This is a genomic window from Streptomyces sp. NPDC093089, from assembly GCF_044754405.1.
Classification (GTDB): Bacteria; Actinomycetota; Actinomycetes; order Streptomycetales; family Streptomycetaceae; genus Streptomyces.
Window position 1 is genome coordinate 12,491 of the sequence record NZ_JBIVPA010000012.1, and the last position, 17,009, is coordinate 29,499.

A 17,009-nucleotide genomic window follows, 5' to 3' on the forward strand; every position below is an offset into this window, starting at 1 on the left:
CCCGTCCCCGCGCCCGTTCCCGTACAGCAGGTCTCTGCAGAAGGTAGGCCCCCTCCATGACCCGGGTCCTCGTGGTCGACGACGAGCCGCAGATCGTCCGTGCCCTGGTGATCAACCTCAAGGCGCGGAAGTACGAGGTCGACGCCGCGCCCGACGGCGCCACCGCCCTCAAGCTCGCCGCCGAGCGCCACCCCGACGTCGTCGTCCTCGACCTCGGCCTGCCCGACATGGACGGAGTCGAGGTCATCAAGGGCCTGCGCGGCTGGACGAGGGTGCCGATCCTGGTCCTCTCGGCCCGCCAGACCTCCGACGAGAAGGTCGAGGCGCTCGACGCGGGCGCCGACGACTACGTCACCAAGCCCTTCGGCATGGACGAGCTCCTCGCCCGGCTGCGCGCGGCCGTGCGCAGGGCCGAGCCGGTCGGCGGCGCCGAGGACGGCGTCGTCGTGGTCGAGGCCGCCGGCTTCACCGTCGACCTCGCGGCGAAGAAGGTCCACCGCGACGGGCGGGACGTCCGGCTCACCCCCACCGAGTGGCACCTCCTCGAAGTGCTCGTCCGCAACAGCGGCCGCCTGGTCAGCCAGAAGCAGCTGCTCCAGGAGGTCTGGGGACCGTCGTACGGCACCGAGACCAACTACCTCCGGGTGTACATGGCGCAGCTGCGCCGCAAGCTGGAGGCCGACCCCTCGCACCCGCGCCACTTCGTCACCGAACCGGGCATGGGGTACCGCTTCGAACGGTGAACGGACCGGTCGTCCGGGCCCGACCTCGGTGGCAGCGGTGGCCGGTACGCTTTCTGTATGAGTGCTGCACCACGTACAGAGAAGCCGGTCGGCAGGTTCCGCCGGATGCTCGACCGGCTCTCCTCCTCCCCGGAGGACCTGGAGTCGGAGGAGCTCCAGGAGGACGCCGAAGCGTCGGGGTGCACACGTATCTCCGACTGCTCCGACCGCCAGATAGTCAAGGTGACTGGTACCTTGCGCACGGTCACGCTGCGTCCCCGGGCCGGTGTACCCGCGCTGGAGGCCGAACTCTTCGACGGCACGGCACCGCTCGACGTCGTCTGGCTCGGCCGCCGCTCCATCGTGGGCATCGAACCCGGCCGCAAGCTGATCGCCTCCGGCCGGATCTCGATGAGCCACGGCCGGCGGGTCCTCTTCAACCCCAAATACGAGCTGCGACCGCTCGGACAGGAGTAGCCGGTGACGTCCCTCGACAAGCCGACGGCGGCCCAGTCGACCCCGGACCAGGACACCCAGGCCGACAGGGCCGTGACCGAGGCCGCGCTCTTCGAGGCCTTCGGCGGCGTGCGCGGCATGGTCGAGACGGTCGTGCCCGGCCTGCTGTTCGTCACGATCTTCACGATCAACAAGAACCTGCACGTCTCGGCGATCGCCGCGCTCGCGGTCTCGCTGGTCCTGGTCGCCGTCCGGCTGATCCGCCGCGACACCGTCAAGCACGCGTTCAGCGGCGTCTTCGGGGTCGCCTTCGGCGTCGTCTTCGCGATGATGACGGGCAACGCCAAGGACTTCTACCTGCCGGGCATGCTGTACACCCTGGGCCTCGCCCTCGCGTACATCGTCACCGCGCTCGCCGGGGTGCCCCTGATCGGCCTGATCCTCGGCCCGGTCTTCAAGGAGAACCTCTCCTGGCGCACCCGCAACCCGGGCCGCAAGAAGGCCTACACCAAGGCCAGTTGGGCCTGGGGCCTGATCCTGCTCGGCAAGTGCGCGATCCTCTTCCCGATGTACTGGTGGGCCGACACCACCAAGTTCGGCTGGGTCCTCGTCGCCCTGAAGATCCCGCCGTTCCTGCTCGCGGTCTACCTCACCTGGGTCTTCCTCGCGAAGGCCCCGCCGCCGATCGACGTCTTCGCCGAGATGGAGGCCGAGGAGCGCGCCGAGAAGGAGCGCAAGGCCGCCGCCGCGCAGAGCCACCCGGAGGCCTGAGCCCCGGCACGCGGAGCTGCCCGGAGGTCTGAGCCCCGGTGCGCAGAGCCACCCGGAGCCTGAGCCCCGGCACGTGGAAGGGCCCGGAACCCCGAGGGGTTCCGGGCCCTTCCACGTACCACGCCCGTACGCGCGGATCAGGACTCGGGAGTCTCCCGGCGGACCTGGAGCAGGTCCTCCAGCTGCTCCTCACGGGCCTGCGCGGCCACGAACAGCAGCTCGTCGCCGGCCTCCAGGGTCTCCTCGGGGCTCGGCGTCAGCACCCGCGAACCGCGGATGATCGTCACGAGCGAGGTGTCCTGCGGCCAGGCCACGTCCCCGACGGCGGTACCGGCGACGGCCGACTCCGGCGGGAGCGTCAGCTCGACCAGGTTCGCGTCGCCGTGGCTGAAGCGGAGCAGCCGGACCAGGTCGCCGACGCTCACCGCCTCCTCCACCAGGGCCGACATGAGACGCGGCGTCGAGACGGCGACGTCCACGCCCCAGGACTCGTTGAACAGCCACTCGTTCTTCGGGTTGTTCACCCGGGCGACCACGCGCGGCACGCCGTACTCCGTCTTGGCGAGCAGCGAGACGACCAGGTTCACCTTGTCGTCGCCGGTCGCCGCGATCACCACGTTGCAGCGCTGCAGCGCCGCCTCGTCGAGCGAGGTGATCTCACAGGCGTCGGCGAGCAGCCACTCCGCCTGCGGCACCCGCTCCACCGAGATGGCGGTCGGCGCCTTGTCGATGAGCAGGACCTCGTGCCCGTTCTCCAGCAGCTCGCCCGCGATGGAACGGCCCACCGCACCCGCGCCCGCAATAGCGACACGCATCAGTGACCGCCCTCCTCGGGACCCTCGGCGAAGGCCTCCTCGACCTTCGCGATCTCGTCCGTACGCATCATCACGTGCACCAGGTCACCTTCCTGGAGCACCGTCTGCGAGGTCGGCAGAACCGCTTCGCCCAGCCGGGTGAGGAAGGCGACGCGGACGCCCGTCTCCTCCTGGAGCCGGCTCACCTTGTGGCCGATCCACGCCGGAGAGGTGTGCACCTCCGCGAGCTGCACGCCACCGCTCGGATCACGCCACAGCGGCTCCGCGCCGGAGGGCAGCAGCCGGCGCAGCATCTGGTCGGCGGTCCAGCGGACCGTCGCGACCGTCGGGATCCCGAGGCGCTGGTAGACCTCGGCGCGGCGCGGGTCGTAGATCCGCGCCGCCACGTTCTCGATGCCGAACATCTCGCGCGCGACCCGCGCCGCGATGATGTTCGAGTTGTCGCCGCTGCTCACCGCGGCGAAGGCACCGGCCTCCTCGATCCCGGCCTCACGCAGCGTGTCCTGGTCGAAGCCCACGCCCGTGACGCGCCGACCGCCGAAACCCGACCCCAGACGACGGAAAGCCGTCGGGTCCTGGTCCACGACCGCGACGGTGTGCCCCTGCTGTTCGAGGGTCTGCGCGAGAGCGGCTCCCACTCGCCCGCAGCCCATGATGACGATGTGCACGTCCCCTTACCCCGCACTCCTGATCGCCTTGCTGACCTGCGAAAACACCCTGCTCACAACTTTCCTCGCCCGACACGCCCGGGCCGCGGCGGGCAACGCCCTGCCGGGTTGCCCGGTCCGAGCTTATGCGGCAACGCTGGCCGGGACCGCATCCGAGGTGGTACTCAGGGAGATTCGGTGCCGATCGGGGGTGCCGGTGCGCGTGGCTCTTTTCGAACGCTTACGATCCTCTCCGTGTCCAAACTGACCGACGTGCCCAAACGGATCCTGATCGGGCGGGCCCTGCGCAGCGACAAGCTCGGAGAGACCCTTCTCTCCAAGCGCATCGCCCTCCCCGTCTTCGCCTCCGACCCGCTGTCCTCGGTGGCGTACGCACCCGGCGAGGTGCTGCTCGTCCTCTCCGTCGCCGGTCTGTCGGCCTACCACTTCAGCCCGTGGATCGCGCTCGCGGTCGTCGTGCTGATGTTCACGGTGGTCGCGTCCTACCGACAGAACGTGCACGCGTACCCCAGCGGCGGCGGCGACTACGAGGTCGCCAACACCAACCTGGGGCCGAAGGCCGGACTCACCGTGGCGAGCGCCCTGCTCGTCGACTACGTCCTGACCGTCGCGGTGTCGATCTCCTCGGGCATCGAGAACCTCGGCTCGGCCGTCCCCTTCGTCGTCGAGCACAAGGTGGCCTGCGCGGTCGGCGTCATCGTGCTGCTCACCGTGATGAACCTGCGCGGTGTGAAGGAGTCGGGCTCCCTCTTCGCAATCCCGACGTACGTCTTCGTCGCCGGCGTCTTCATCATGATCCTCTGGGGCGCGTACCGGGGCATCGTCCTCGGCGACACCATGAAGGCGCCCACCGCCGACTTCGAGATCAAGCCCGAGCACCAGGGACTGGCCGGCTTCGCACTCGTCTTCCTGCTGCTGCGCGCGTTCTCCTCCGGCTGTGCGGCCCTCACCGGCGTCGAGGCCATCTCCAACGGCGTCCCGGCCTTCCGCAAGCCGAAGTCGAAGAACGCCGCCACCACGCTCGCCCTCATGGGCGGCCTGGCCGTCACCATGTTCTGCGGCATCATCTTCCTCGCCATGGCCACCGACGTGCGCATGGCCGAGAAGCCCGCCGAGGACCTGCTGAACAACGGCGTGCCGGTCGGCGAGAGCTACGTCCAGGACCCCGTCATCTCCCAGGTCGCAGCCGCCGTCTTCGGCGACGGAACGTTCTTCTTCGTCGTCCTCGCCGCCGCCACCGCGCTCGTCCTCTTCCTGGCCGCCAACACCGCGTACAACGGCTTCCCGCTCCTCGGCTCGATCCTCGCCCAGGACCGCTACCTGCCGCGCCAGCTGCACACCCGCGGCGACCGCCTCGCCTTCTCCAACGGCATCGTGCTCCTCGCCGGCGCCGCCGCCCTCCTCGTCTGGGTCTACGGAGCGGACTCGACCCGGCTGATCCAGCTGTACATCGTCGGCGTCTTCGTCTCCTTCACCCTCAGCCAGATCGGCATGGTCCGGCACTGGAACCGGCACCTGAAGACGGAACGCGAACCCGCCAAGCGCCGCCACATGATCCGATCCCGCGCGATCAACGCCTTCGGCGCCTTCTTCACCGGCCTCGTCCTCGTCGTCGTCCTCGCCACCAAGTTCACCCACGGCGCCTGGGTCGCCCTGCTCGGCATGGTGATCTTCTACGGCACGATGACCGCGATCCGCCGGCACTACGACTCGGTCTCCGCGGAGATCGCCGCCGCCGAGGAACGCCCCGACGAGTACGTGCGCCCCTCCCGGGTCCGCTCCATCGTCCTCGTCTCCAAGCTCCACAAGCCCACCCTGCGCGCCCTCGCCTACGCCAAGCTCATGCACGCCAACGAGCTGGAGGCGCTGACCGTCAACGTCGACCCGGTCGAGACGAAGGCGCTCAAGGCGGAGTGGGAGCAGCGCGGCATCAACGTCCCTCTCAAGATCCTCGACTCCCCGTACCGCGAGATCACCCGACCGGTGATCGAGTACGTGAAGAACATCCGCCGCGAGAGCCCGCGCGACGCCGTCTCCGTCTACATCCCCGAGTACGTCGTCGGCCACTGGTACGAGCACCTGCTCCACAACCAGAGCGCCCTGCGCCTCAAGGGCCGGCTCCTCTTCACCCCCGGCGTCATGGTGACCTCGGTCCCGTACCAGCTCCAGTCCTCCGAGGCCGCCAGGAAGCGGGCGAGGAAGCGCCAGGAGTGGAACGCGCCCGGCTCGGTCCGCCGCGGCCCCGTCGAGAAGCGGCAGAAGGAACCAGCCGCCAAGAACAACTAGACTGGTGGGCTGCCGTGCACACGGCAGCCCACTCGCTTCTTCTTCCCTCCTCACTTCCTCTCCTTACTTCCTCTGGAGTCCCCGGTCATGCAGAACACCCCTGTTACGTCGCTGGTCGGGGCGGAGTACGAGGTAGAGGTCGGCCCGGTCGCCCACGGCGGCCACTGCATCGCCCGTACGGACGCCGGCCGCGTCCTCTTCGTGCGCCACGCACTGCCCGGCGAGCGGGTCGTCGCCCGCGTCACCGAGGGCGAGGAGACCTCCCGCTTCCTGCGCGCCGACGCCGTCACCATCCTCGACCCCTCCAAGGACCGCGTCGAGGCCCCCTGCCCCTTCGCCGGCCCCGGCAAGTGCGGCGGCTGCGACTGGCAGCACGCCAAGCCCGGCGCCCAGCGCCGCCTCAAGGGCGAGGTCATCGCCGAACAGCTCCTGCGCCTCGCCGGCCTCACCCCCGAGCAGGCCGGCTGGGACGGCACCGTCATGCCCGCCGAGGGCGACAAGCTCCCCGCCGGCGAGGTCCCGCAGTGGCGCACCCGCGTCCAGTACGCCATCGACGCCGAGGGGCACGCCGGCCTGCGCAAGCACCGCTCCCACGAGGTCGAGGTCATCGACCACTGCATGATCGCCGCCGAGGGCGTCTCCGAGCTCGGCATCGAGAAGCGCACCTGGGAGGGCATGGCCTCCGTCGAGGCCATCGCCGCCTCCGGCTCGAACGACCGCCAGGTCATCCTGACCCCGAAGCCCGGCGGCCGCCTCCCCCTGGTGGAGCTGGACAAGCCGGTCTCGGTCCTCCGCGTCGACGAGAAGGACGGCGGCGTCCACCGCGTCCACGGCCGCGCCTTCGTCCGCGAGCGCGCCGACGAGCGCACCCACCGCGTCGGCAACGGCGGCTTCTGGCAGGTCCACCCCAAGGCCGCCGACACCCTCATGAAGGCCGTCATGCAGGGCCTCCTCCCGCGCAAGGGCGACACCGCCCTCGACCTCTACTGCGGCGTCGGCCTCTTCGCCGGCGCCCTCGCCGACCGCGTCGGCGAGCAGGGCGCCGTCCTCGGCATCGAATCCGGCAAGCGCGCCGTCGAGGACGCCCGCCACAACCTCGCCGGCTTCCCCCGCGTCCGCGTCGAACAGGGCAAGGTCGAGTCCGTCCTCCCCCGCACCGGCATCACCGAGGTCGACCTCATCGTCCTCGACCCCCCGCGCGCCGGCGCCGGCCAGCAGACCGTCCACCACCTCGCCGCCCTCGGCGCCCGCCGCATCGCCTACGTCGCCTGCGACCCCGCCGCCCTCGCCCGCGACCTCTCCTACTTCTCCGCCCGCGGCTACAAGGTCCGCACCCTCCGCGCCTTCGACCTCTTCCCGATGACCCACCACGTGGAGTGCGTGGCGATTCTGGAGCCGGCGAAGTAGGGGCGCTGGCCTGGTGTTTCTCCGGGTGGGCGTGATGGGCGTTATGTGTGTACGGGCGATGCCTTGACACGGTGGCCCCCCAGTAGCCGTAGGGCCGTATGCGGGTCGAGTGCTGAGTGCTGAGTGCGCCTGAGGGTGTACGTGGCCGGGGGCCATTTCGTGCCGAGTCGGTATGCGCGGGAGATGACGTCTTGGACGCCGGGACCGTCGGCCGGGGTGAACCATCGCACCTCGCGTCCGATGACGAGTTCGCCCTTTTGGCGCTTGATGAGGGCGATGGCGCATGCGTGTGCCTGCGGAGGGCATTCGTCCAGAACCACCCGGAAGCGGTCGCCGCGGTCGGAGGTCAGAGTCACCACGAGGCACCGCGGAGAATCGGTTGTTGACGGTCTGACGCGAGGATGGGCCCGTCGGCCGAGCGGCCTTTAGAGTGAGGGTCGTTGGGGGAGTCGGAACCGGAGCGGAGCGCGGAGAGGCGTGGGCGGTCTTACGGAAGCGGAGTTGAGGGCGCTGGCCGGGGAGCGCTCGTTCGAGCGTGGACTCGCTTACGTCGATGCGGTGTTCGGGGTCGAGTTCGGTGACGGCTGGGTCAGGGCGTCGGTGCGCGGCACGGAGCGGTACGAGGTGGAGCTGCTTCTGGGCGGGCGCAGAAAGCCGGCGGGCACGTGCGATTGCCCGTACGGGCAGGAGGGCAACTTCTGCAAGCACCTGGTCGCGCTCGGTCTGACGGTGATCGCCCAGGAGGCCGACCTGCCTCGCCGGCGGAAGGCTGCCCGGGACCGGACCCGGGGCCTCGACGCCTGGCTGGCCGGCATGTCACGGGACGATCTACTTGCTCTTGTACGGGAAGAGGTGGCCGAGGACCGGAACCTGCGGGGGCGTCTGGAACTGCGGGCGGCGAGCGCCCTCGGCGACGTGGCCGGTATCCGTTCGCGTATCCGCGAGTTGCTCGACAGTGGCCCTTTTGCCCGGTACGGCTACGTCGAGTACGCCGATGTTCGCGCCTATGCCGACCAGGCCGTGCAGGCGGTCAGCGCGATCCGGTCACTGACGGCGTCCGGCCGGGCGGCCGACGCGATGGCTCTGGCCCGGGAGGCGATCGGGATGCTGGCCGCCGTGGTCGAAAGCGTCGATGACTCCGACGGCCGACTTGGGGAGATCGGCGCAGGCCTGGCCGACGCCCACCACGAGGCCTGCCATGCGGCCCGCCCCGACCTGGTGGAACTCGCGCACTGGCTGGTGACGCACGCGCTGGACGCCGCGGCCGACCTGACGGACGTCGACCCGCTCGACTACGAGGACCTGCTCGGCGAGCGGGGGATGGCCGCCCTGCGTCGGTACGCGGTCGAGGCGTGGCAGGCGAACCGTACCGGTTGGGCCGAGAAGCACCTGATGCGGCGCCTCGCGAGGTCGGGGCGGGACATCGACACGGTGATCGCCGTGCACGCCGCCGACCTCGCGCCGAACGGTCACACCCATCTGCTCATCGCCCGCGAGCTCGACACCGCCGGCCGTACCGTCGAAGCTCTGGAATGGGCCGAGCGCGGCATCCGGGAGACCGAGGACCTCGCCACCGTCGACACCGCTCTGATCGACCACCTCGCCGACCGCTACACCCGGACCGGCCGGCCCGCCGACGCCGTCACCCTGCGCCGGGACCATTTCGCAGCCCGCCGCACCCTGCTCGCCTACCAGCAGCTGCGTGCCGCGGCCATTGCCGCCGCGTGCTGGCCGACCGAGCGCGAGAAGGCACTGGCGGCTCTCCGCGCCGATGCCGAACGGGCGGACACGTGCGGCGGCCGGGTCCTTGTCGACATCCTGCTGGCCGACGGGGACGTCGACGCCGCCTGGCGGACAGCCGACGATTACGGCGCCCACGACGGCCAGTGGCTCACCCTCGCGGACCGGTCCCGCCCGACCCGGCCCGCGGACGCCCTCGCCGTCTACCTCCGCCTGGTCGCCCGCCTCACCCGCGAGACCGGCAACCACGCCTACGAACAGCTCGTCAGCCTGCTCCTGGGCATCCGCGACTGTCACCACCGTCTCGGCACAGCGGACGACTTCACCGCTTACATCACCGACCTGCGCGCCACCCAGAAGCGGAAACGGAACCTGATGCGCTTGATGGACGCCCACGGCCTGTCAGGCTCGTGACGACGTGACGACCCCGAGGAGATCGGGGGTTTCGCCCTCGTGTGCCGGATCGGCTCCGGTGACGTAGGCCAGGTGCTCCTGGGCGGAACGCACCTCGTGGAGTCGGCCCATCTCGTCGTCAGGTGTCACGAGGCCCCCGGGGAGGGGGTCAGGGAGTGGGGGATTCCTCGAAAGCGAGGTAGCGGTCGAGGGAGCGGGTGAGGGTCTTGTTGGCGTGGGTGGGGACGACGCGGTGCCACCAGGCGCCGTAGATGCGGTCGAAGTGGTAGGTGGAGAGGAGGGTGGAGGCGGCGCGGACGGCGGTGGGGCGTTCGGGGATGTGGTTGGGGTAGCTGTACATGGAGGTGACCCAGTTGTTGTCCGGGCAGACGTTGATGACGTCGCCGGTGAAGAGGGCGCCGTCGCCGGTGCTCCAGTGGAGGACGGCGCTGCCGGGGAAGTGGATGCCGGGGTTGATGAGGGTGAGTTCGTCGGTGAGGCGGTGGGTGGTGCCGGACCAGAAGTGGAGGGAGGGGTCGGGGCGGCCGACCCAGGAGCGGTCGGCTTCGTGGAGGTGGACGGGGGCGTCGAAGGCGTGGGCCCACTCGACCATCGAGGAGTAGAAGTGGGGGTGGCTGATGGCGATGTGGTCGATGCCGCCGAGGTCCTCGACGGCGCGGACCATGGCGTCGTCGAGGTAGGGCACGCAGTCCCAGAGGACGTTGCCGGCGGCGGTGCGGATGAGGAGGGCGCGCTGGCCGATGGCGAACTGGGGGGTGACGCCGACGCCGAGGACGCCGGGGCCCTCCTCCTCGAAGCGGCCGGTGTGGCCGGCTTCGCGCAGCTCGGTGAGGGTCGTCCACTGCTGGCCGGCCGGGCCCACGTACTGGCGCTCGTCCAGGCAGACGGGGCAGTCCGGGCGCGGGGCGGTGTACTGAGTGCCGCAGCCGCGGCAGATCGGGGGCGTCGGGGGCGTCGGGGCGGTGGTGTCAGGCACGGGTTCCTCCGGTGAGTTCGGTGAGTTCGGTGAGTTCGGTGGGGGCGGTGGGTGTGGTGAGTTCGGTGAGGACGTGGGGACGGGTCGGTTGCCAGCCGAGTTCTTCGACGGCGCGGCGGCCGGAGACCACCTGGTCGAGGGCGAGGGCCTCGGCGAAGGGGGATCCGAGCGCCTCGGCGGCTTCGGCGTACGGCCACGGCTCGGCCGGGGCCGCCGGCGGCGATGTCGGCGGCCGCGGCGACGGCAGCGGCCGGGACGGACTCCCAGGCCACGCCGTGGAGGAGGTCGCCCGGCTGGGCCTTCGTCAGGGCGAGGGCGTACAGCTCGGCGAGGTCGTCGACGTGGACCATCGGCCAGCGGGTCGAGACGGGGCCCACGTAGCGGCCCGTGCCGTGCTCCCGGGCCCAGCCGGTCATCAGGCCGGGGATGCCGCCGTCCCGGCCGTACGCGATGCCGGGGCGTACGACCACGGACCGTACGTCGTCCCCGGCGGCGGCCAGGACCCGCTGTTCGATCCTCGGCCGGTAGCCGACGATCGCGATCGGGTCGGTGTCGGTGTCCTCGGTCGCCGGGGTGTCGCCGGTGGCGCCGAGCACCCACACGCCGCTGGTGTAGACGAACGCCCGGCCCGTGCCGCGCAGCGGCGCGAGCAGCGCGTCGAGGGCCGCGGTGTCCACCGCCTCGTCGCCGGTCGGCGTGGCCAGGTTCACCACCGCGTCCACGTCGTCGGTCACCGCGGCGCTCAGGGACGCCGGGTCCGTCAGGTCGCCGACCCGCACCGGTACGTCCGGGTGCAGCGAGGCCGCGTTCTTCACCAGGGGCACCACGGCGTGGCCCTCCAGGGTCAGGCGTGACACCGCGGCGGAGCCGATGTAGCCGGTGGCACCCAGTACCAGGACCTTCATGAGTCCTCCCGTTCGGTTCAGGTGTTCCTCGGACAGGGGAACCGTACGAACGGGGGGTGGGGTGGCGGATCCGTCGAATGACCTGGGTGCCGTACCTGGGTGCTGGTGGGACGCCGGGGAGGGGTGTGCGGCCGGGCCCGTGGAGTCAGGTCAGGTCCAGTGCTCCCAGTGCGGCCCGGGACGTCACGCCGAGCTTCGGGTAGGCGTTGGACAGGTGGTAGCCGACCGTGCGGGGGCTCAGGAACAGGCGGGCGCCGATGTCACGGTTGCTGAGGCCCGTCGCCGCGAGCCGGACCACCCGCAGTTCCTGCGCGGTCAGGCGGGTCACGAGGTCCGCGTTCGGCGACGGGGTCGCCGGGGCGGCACCGACGGCCCGCAGCTCCGTGCGCGCCCGGTCGGCCCAGGCGGCCGCCGGCATGCGCTCGAAGGACTCCAGCGCCGTGGTCAGGGCGTCCCGGGCGGCGGCCCGGCGTTTCGCGCGGCGCAGCCACTCCCCGTACAGCAGCCGGGTGCGGGCCTCCTCGAACGGGCGGCCGTCCCCCTCGTGGGCGGCGAGGGCCCGCTCGTAGAGTTCCTCCGCCTCCGTGTCGTCGGGGGCGAGCAGGGCGCGGCAGCGGAGTTCCACCGCCTCCGCCCACGCGGTTCCGGTGGCCTCGGCCCAGAGCGTGAAGCGCTCGGCGGCCGGACCGGCTTCGGCGGCGCGGTCGATCCGTACGGCGGCCTCGACCTGGTCGGGCAGGCTGTGCACGGAGACCATGAGGTGGCGGTGCGGCCCGCCGGTCAGGACGGCGAAGCGCTGGAGGGCGCGTTCGTAGCGGCCGAGTCCGAGGTCGAGCAGGCCCTGCGCCCTGGTCAGCCAGATCGGGATCGGCGGGACGCCGGGGTACGGGGTCCGTGGGATGCCGGGGTACGGGGCCGGGTGCCGGTCCGGCCGTCCTGCCCGGTTCCGTTCCGGCCCTGCTGCCCGCTCCGGGGCGTCACCCGGCTGGACCCCGTCACCCGGCTGGCCCCCGTGACCCGGCTGGAGCCCGTGACCCGGCCCGTCGGCCCCGCCCGGCGCACCCGCCCCGTCGGCACCCCCCGGCGCCACCGCGTCCCCCGGTTCCTCCCCGTCGAGGGCCGCCAGTACCGCGAGGACGCCGCTGAGCATGGTGGCGAGGTGGTGCTGGCCGGTGTCGCAGGCGATTTCGAGGCCTTCGACGGCCGTGGTGTACGCGTCGCGGTGGCGGCCGAGGAAGAGGCGGAGGCGGGCGAGGCGGAGGAGTACGCGGGGGAGGACGCCGACGGCGCCCTCCGTGCGGCATTCGAGTTCGAGGGCGACGGCTTCGTCGTGGACCGTGCGGTACTCGCCGAGGATCATGTCCCAGCCGTGCAGGCGTACGTGGTCGATGAGGCCGCGTTCGTGCCGGGTGCGGACGACGTGGGCGGCGAACTCCCGGACGGCGGGGGCTCCGCGTGCCGGGTCGCCCGTCAGGGCGTCGAGGACGCCGGCGGCGCCCCGGTGCACGGGGTGGCCGCCGAAGTCCAGGCCGGCCATCCGGGCCCGGGTGTCGTGGGCCGCCGCGACCGGGTCGGGGGCGTCCCAGGCCATGGCGGCCGACTCGAAGAGGAGCCATGCGCCCATGGCGGGACGGTCTGCCGTGACCTCGGACGTCGCTTCGACGAGCAGCAGGCGGGCCGATTCGGCGCGGCCCTGGCGGTGTTCGAGTGCGGCGCGGACGCTGGCGAGCCGGGCGACGGCCGGGGGGCTGCTGACCGGGCCCGCCTCGTCGGCGAGCGTTCCGGCGAGTTCGGCCTGGCCGGCCTCGGCCGCGGCGGTGGAGGCGGCGGCGAGTCGCAGGGACCTGGCTTCCTGGTCCTCGGTCAGTCGTGCGGCCCGCCGGTAGGCGGCGGCGACGGCGGCGCGGCCGCCCCGGGAGCGGAACAGCTCGGCGCTGCCCGCCAGTTCGGCGGCGACCTCCTCGTCGTAGCCGACGGTCGCCGCGGCCAGGTGCCAGGCCCGGCGGCCCATGTCGCCGCCGGGGGGCGCGGCTTCGGCGAGCGCGCGATGGGCGGCCGTCCGCTCGGCCAGCACCGCGCCCTGGTAGGCGGCGGCCCGTACGAGCGGGTGCCGGAAGACGAGGCGGCGCCCTGACACCCGTACGAGGTCCGCGGCTTCGGCCGGGCCGAGGTCTCCGGCGGTCGCGCCGATCCGTTCGCCGGCTGCCAGGACGAGCGCCACGTCGCCGGTGTCGTCGGCCGCGGCGACGGTGAGGAGCAGGCGGGTCGGCGCGGGCAGGGCGCGGATCCGCTCGTCGAAGATCCGCCGCACCCGCCAGGAGGCCGGCAGGACGGCGATCTCCCGGGCGTCCAGCGGCTCGCTCCCGTCCCGTTGGGCCGCCGTCAGGGCCCCCGCGAGCTCGACCAGGGCGAGCGGATTGCCCTGTGCGAGCCCGATGATCCGGCTGCTGACGGCGGCGTGCAGGTCGGGTGCGCGGGCGGCGAGCAGCGCCGCGGCCTCCGTGTCGCCCAGCGGGCCGAGGTGCAGCACCGGGAGGCCCGGCGCGCCCTCGCGGGCCGCCGCGTCGTCCCGTGCGGCGAACACCACGGCCACCCGCCCCATGCCGAGGCGGCGGGCCGTGAACAGCAGCGCGTCCACGGTCTCCAGGTCGAGCCAGTGGGCGTCGTCGACGAGGACCACGACCGGGCGTTCCTCGGCCAGGTCGTCGAGCAGGCCGAGGGTCGCGGCCCCGACCTGGAAGCGGTCCCCGGTGGGGGCGTCGTCCGCCGCGATCACCCCGTGCAGGGCGCGTAACTGACGGTCCGGCAGATTGGTGGCCCGGTCCAGGGCGCCCCGGAGGAGCACCTGGAGGCCGGCGTACGGGAGTGCCGCCTCGGACTGGACGCCGGTGCACCGCAGCAGCCGGGCCTCTCCGGCGGTCGTCGAGGCGCACCGGTCGAGGAGTGCCGTCTTGCCCGAACCGGCCTCGCCGAGGATCATCACGGCTCCGCCGCGGCCGCTCCGGGTGTCCGCCAAGAGCCCGTCGAGGTAGGCCTGTTCGTGGTTCCGGCCGCTGAGGGCGGTGGTCTTCCGGTCGACGGCGCCTGCCCGGATCGCGTCGGTCATCGGCGCTTCCCCTCCCCCCAGAACGGCACGCTGCGTGCTGATCATGGTCGCCGTGCCGCGCACTGTCAACGGCATGGACCGTGCCGCTAGGATCCCGCGCATGCCGAACGAATCGTCGGAGCCCCGGCGCCGGGGCGCCGTGCGCACCGAAGCCCTGCTCCAGGTGACGCTCGACCTGGCCGGCGAGGTCGGGTACGCCGGTCTCAGCATCGAGGCCATCGCCCGGCGGGCCGAGGTCGGGAAGCACACCGTCTACCGGCGCTGGCCGACCAAGGCGGCCCTGCTCCTGGACGCGCTCCACCGGGTGTGGGCCGCCGACCTCGACTACCGCGACACCGGCGACGTGCACGCCGACCTGCGCGAGCAGTTCGTGCGGTCCGTCGCCGCGCTGGTCCGGCCGCCGATCGGTCCGGTCTACCGGGCCGTCATCGCCGAGGCACAGTCCGACCCCGCGGCGCGGGCGACGCTGGACGAGCGGTTCCTGCGCGGTGTCGAGCGGAGCACCTTGCAGCGGATCACCCGCGCCCAGGACACGGGGGAGCTGCGCGCGGACGTGGATCTCGCGCTCGCGGCGGAGGTGCTGTGCGGGAGCCTGTACTACCGCCACCTCCTGACGGACCGTCCGGTCGACGAGACCGCGATCGACGGGCTGCTGGACATGTTCATGGCCGCGTACGGCAGTCGGGCGCGGACCCGTCGACCGGGGGAGGTGTGCGGGTGACCGGCCGGACGGCGGGTGCGGAGGCGCGCGCGGCGGTGCGCGACCGGCTCGGCGTGGCCGCGGGCCTCGCCGCGCTGGTGCTCGCCGTGCTCGGGATCGTGTTCGCGGGCGACAGCGGGCCGACGGAGGCGGACGTGCGGGTCTGGGCGGCCCTGGGCGAGACGGGGCAGCCGTGGTGGGACGTCGCCGACGCCGTGGACCTCCTGGGGGAGCCGGTGGGGGCGGCGCTGCTGGTGGCGGGGACGGCCGCGGGCTGTCTGCTGGTGCGGCGGCCCCGTGCGGCCGTGCTCGTCGTGGCCGCCGTCGGGGCGTCCGTGGCGGTGGCGAGGCTGCTCAAGTCCGTGGTGGGGAGGACGATCCACGGCCCCGAGAACCTGTCGTTCCCGAGCGGGCACACCGCCTTCCTCACCGCGTTCGCCCTCGCGGTGGTGCTCGTGGCGACCGGCCGGCTCGGCCTGGGAAGGGCGGCGGGCACGGCGCTCGCGGTCGCCGCGGGGCTGGTCGCCGGCGGTGTCATGGGATGGGCGCAGGTCGTCACGGGCGCGCACTACCCGACCGACGTGGTGGGCGGCTGGTGCACCGCGATGGCGGTGGTGCCGGTGACCGCCCGGCTGGTCCACCGGGCGGCGGACGCCGGTCGGGGCGCGCGGAGTTGACGACGGCGCGGGTCAGGCCCGGCGGCGGAAGACGGGCTTGACCGGCCGTCCGGCGAGCCACGGGGCGGGGTCGCCGGCGTCGAGGGCCTTGCGGTAGACGGCGCAGGCCTGGGCGACGACGTCGACGGTGCGGTCGATGTCGGTGTCGGTGAGGGCGCTGCTGACGACGAACGAAGGCGCCAGGACGCCGCCGTTCAGCAACTGGCGGAGGAAGAGCGTGCGGTATTCCTGCGAGGGCTGCCCGAGGTCGTCGAGGGTGGCGAAGACCAGGTTGCTGGGGCGGCCGCGGACGACGAGGTGGTCGGCGACGCCCGCCGCGGCGGCGGCCTCGCGGACACCGGCGGCCAGGCGGGTGCCGAGGGCGTGGAGACGGGCGGTGACGCCCTCCTCGGTGTAGGTGGCCTGGACGGCCATGGCGGCGGCGAGGGAGTGGGTCTCCGCGCCGTGCGTGGTCGACAGCAGGAAGACCCGGTCGGCGGAGGCCCGGAGGCCGCCCAGCTCCATGAGCTCGCGGCGGCCCGCGAGGGCGGAGACGGCGAAGCCGTTGCCCAGGGCCTTGCCGAAGGTGGAGAGGTCGGGGGTGACGCCGTAGAGGCCCTGGGCGCCGGCCTCGGACCAGCGGAAGCCGGTGATCATCTCGTCGAAGACGAGGACGCAGCCGTGGCGGTCGGCCAGCTCGCGGAGGCCGGCCAGGTAGCCGGCCGGGGGCTCGGTGTGGGTGGCCGGTTCGAGGATGAGGCAGGCGATCTCGCCCGGGTGCCGGTCGAGGAGCTCCTCCGTGGCGGCCAGGTCCCCGTACGGGAAGGTCACGGTGAGGCCGTCGGTCGCGGACGGGATGCCGGCGGACATCGGGGTGGTGCCGATGAACCAGTCGTCGGTGGAGAAGAACGGGTGGTCGGCGCAGAGGGCGACGCGGTTGCGGCCGGTGGCGGCGCGGGCGAGGCGGACCGCGGCGGTGGTGGCGTCGGAGCCGTTCTTCGCGAACTTCACCATCTCGGCGGTGGGCACCGTGGCCAGGAAGCGTTCGGCCGCCTCGACCTCCAGGATGGAGGGCCGGACGAAGTTGGCGCCGCGGTCGAGTTCCCGGCGCACCGCCTCGGTCACGCGCGGGTGGGCGTGGCCGAGGCTGACGGACCGCAGGCCGGAGCCGTACTCGACGTAGCGGTTGCCGTCGACGTCCCACACGTGGGCGCCCCGGCCGTGGCTGATGACGGGGGCCAGGTGCTCGGGGTACTGGTCGTCGCCCTTGGCGTAGGTGTGCGCGCCTCCGGGGATCAGGGTGTGGAGCCGCTCGTTGGCCCTCCGCGACCGGGGGAGGGGGAGTTCTTCGGTCGTCACTTCGGTGCCTTCGCTCGGTGCCGTGTCC

At 72.6% G+C, this 17,009-nt stretch carries 15 protein-coding genes and 1 pseudogene; 8 read left to right on the forward strand and 8 right to left on the reverse strand.

The genetic code is table 11. The features are described 5' to 3' along the window. Positions 1-56: 56 nt before the first annotated feature. Genes ACIQFX_RS26830 through ACIQFX_RS26840 form a run of 3 tightly spaced genes read left to right on the forward strand, consistent with a single transcriptional unit; the run spans position 57 to position 1,949 of the window. Positions 57-743, forward strand: coding sequence for a response regulator (locus ACIQFX_RS26830; protein WP_362566103.1), 687 nt, complete (start codon positions 57-59; stop codon positions 741-743). A gap of 57 nt (positions 744-800) precedes the next feature. Continuing rightward, a complete protein-coding gene (locus ACIQFX_RS26835) occupies positions 801-1,199 on the forward strand; it encodes an OB-fold nucleic acid binding domain-containing protein (protein WP_356905934.1) in 399 nt (132 codons plus the stop codon). Between the two features lie 3 nt (positions 1,200-1,202). Then, positions 1,203-1,949: a DUF3159 domain-containing protein gene (locus ACIQFX_RS26840; RefSeq protein ID WP_402468261.1), complete on the forward strand. Its 747-nt coding sequence runs from the start codon at positions 1,203-1,205 to the stop codon at positions 1,947-1,949. 137 nt (positions 1,950-2,086) lie between these two features. On the opposite strand, the gene ACIQFX_RS26845 is transcribed toward ACIQFX_RS26840, so the two are convergent. Together ACIQFX_RS26845 and ACIQFX_RS26850 are read right to left on the reverse strand one after the other, a co-directional pair. After that, positions 2,087-2,764, reverse strand: coding sequence for a potassium channel family protein (locus ACIQFX_RS26845; RefSeq protein WP_402468264.1), 678 nt, complete (start codon positions 2,762-2,764; stop codon positions 2,087-2,089). After that, a complete protein-coding gene (locus tag ACIQFX_RS26850) occupies positions 2,764-3,432 on the reverse strand; it encodes a potassium channel family protein (protein ID WP_402468267.1) in 669 nt (222 codons plus the stop codon). Before ACIQFX_RS26850 ends, ACIQFX_RS26845 begins: the two co-directional genes overlap by 1 nt. A gap of 234 nt (positions 3,433-3,666) precedes the next feature. Here ACIQFX_RS26850 and ACIQFX_RS26855 point away from each other — a divergent pair, with 234 nt between their 5' ends. From ACIQFX_RS26855 to ACIQFX_RS26865, 3 genes are all read left to right on the forward strand, one after another. Beyond that, on the forward strand, positions 3,667-5,718 hold the full coding sequence (locus ACIQFX_RS26855) for an APC family permease (RefSeq protein WP_402468269.1): 2,052 nt from the start codon (positions 3,667-3,669) through the stop codon (positions 5,716-5,718). Positions 5,719-5,805: 87 nt separating this feature from the next. Beyond that, the gene (locus ACIQFX_RS26860) at positions 5,806-7,125 is read left to right on the forward strand and encodes a class I SAM-dependent RNA methyltransferase (RefSeq protein WP_402468272.1); all 1,320 of its coding nucleotides are present in this window, start codon (positions 5,806-5,808) and stop codon (positions 7,123-7,125) included. A 477-nt stretch (positions 7,126-7,602) separates the two neighbouring features. After that, positions 7,603-9,279 carry an SWIM zinc finger domain-containing protein gene (locus ACIQFX_RS26865; protein WP_402468274.1) on the forward strand — a complete coding sequence of 559 codons (1,677 nt, stop codon included), beginning with the start codon at positions 7,603-7,605 and terminating at the stop codon, positions 9,277-9,279. On the opposite strand, the gene ACIQFX_RS26870 is transcribed toward ACIQFX_RS26865, so the two are convergent. The 5 genes and pseudogenes from ACIQFX_RS26870 to ACIQFX_RS26890 all read right to left on the reverse strand — a co-directional run bounded on the left by ACIQFX_RS26870 (position 9,268) and on the right by ACIQFX_RS26890 (position 14,266). Beyond that, complete coding sequence (locus ACIQFX_RS26870) at positions 9,268-9,408, reverse strand: hypothetical protein (protein WP_402468818.1); 141 nt, start codon at positions 9,406-9,408, stop codon at positions 9,268-9,270. The genes ACIQFX_RS26865 and ACIQFX_RS26870 overlap by 12 nt on opposite strands. A 19-nt stretch (positions 9,409-9,427) precedes the next feature. Further along, positions 9,428-10,255, reverse strand: a complete 828-nt coding sequence (locus ACIQFX_RS26875; protein ID WP_402468277.1) for an MBL fold metallo-hydrolase — start codon at positions 10,253-10,255, stop codon at positions 9,428-9,430. Then, entirely contained in the window at positions 10,248-10,385 is a 138-nt protein-coding gene (locus tag ACIQFX_RS26880; RefSeq protein WP_402468280.1) for a hypothetical protein, read from the reverse strand. Before ACIQFX_RS26880 ends, ACIQFX_RS26875 begins: the two co-directional genes overlap by 8 nt. 223 nt (positions 10,386-10,608) lie before the next feature. Then, positions 10,609-11,160 (reverse strand): annotated as a pseudogene (locus ACIQFX_RS26885) (NAD-dependent epimerase/dehydratase family protein); the annotation flags it as partial. A gap of 145 nt (positions 11,161-11,305) precedes the next feature. Continuing rightward, a complete protein-coding gene (locus ACIQFX_RS26890; RefSeq protein ID WP_402468283.1) occupies positions 11,306-14,266 on the reverse strand; it encodes an AAA family ATPase in 2,961 nt (986 codons plus the stop codon). A 100-nt stretch (positions 14,267-14,366) separates the two neighbouring features. Between ACIQFX_RS26890 and ACIQFX_RS26895 the strand changes: the two genes are divergently transcribed. Further along, on the forward strand, positions 14,367-14,987 hold the full coding sequence (locus tag ACIQFX_RS26895) for a TetR/AcrR family transcriptional regulator (RefSeq protein WP_402468285.1): 621 nt from the start codon (positions 14,367-14,369) through the stop codon (positions 14,985-14,987). Then, a complete protein-coding gene (locus ACIQFX_RS26900) occupies positions 14,984-15,643 on the forward strand; it encodes a phosphatase PAP2 family protein (protein WP_402468288.1) in 660 nt (219 codons plus the stop codon). Before ACIQFX_RS26895 ends, ACIQFX_RS26900 begins: the two co-directional genes overlap by 4 nt. 12 nt (positions 15,644-15,655) lie before the next feature. On the opposite strand, the gene ACIQFX_RS26905 is transcribed toward ACIQFX_RS26900, so the two are convergent. Then, on the reverse strand, positions 15,656-16,981 hold the full coding sequence (locus ACIQFX_RS26905) for a glutamate-1-semialdehyde 2,1-aminomutase (protein WP_402468788.1): 1,326 nt from the start codon (positions 16,979-16,981) through the stop codon (positions 15,656-15,658). Between the last annotated feature and the right edge of the window lie 28 nt (positions 16,982-17,009).

Bases quoted from the DNA above. Each gene is read 5' to 3' on its own strand.
- ACIQFX_RS26845 (WP_402468264.1), bottom strand. From the start codon at position 2,764: ATGCGTGTCGCTATTGCGGGCGCGGGTGCGGTGGGCCGTTCCATCGCG.
- ACIQFX_RS26860 (WP_402468272.1), top strand. From the start codon at position 5,806: ATGCAGAACACCCCTGTTACGTCGCTGGTCGGGGCGGAGTACGAGGTA.
- ACIQFX_RS26835 (WP_356905934.1), top strand. From the start codon at position 801: ATGAGTGCTGCACCACGTACAGAGAAGCCGGTCGGCAGGTTCCGCCGG.
- ACIQFX_RS26890 (WP_402468283.1), bottom strand. From the start codon at position 14,266: ATGACCGACGCGATCCGGGCAGGCGCCGTCGACCGGAAGACCACCGCC.
- ACIQFX_RS26830 (WP_362566103.1), top strand. From the start codon at position 57: ATGACCCGGGTCCTCGTGGTCGACGACGAGCCGCAGATCGTCCGTGCC.
- ACIQFX_RS26895 (WP_402468285.1), top strand. From the start codon at position 14,367: ATGCCGAACGAATCGTCGGAGCCCCGGCGCCGGGGCGCCGTGCGCACC.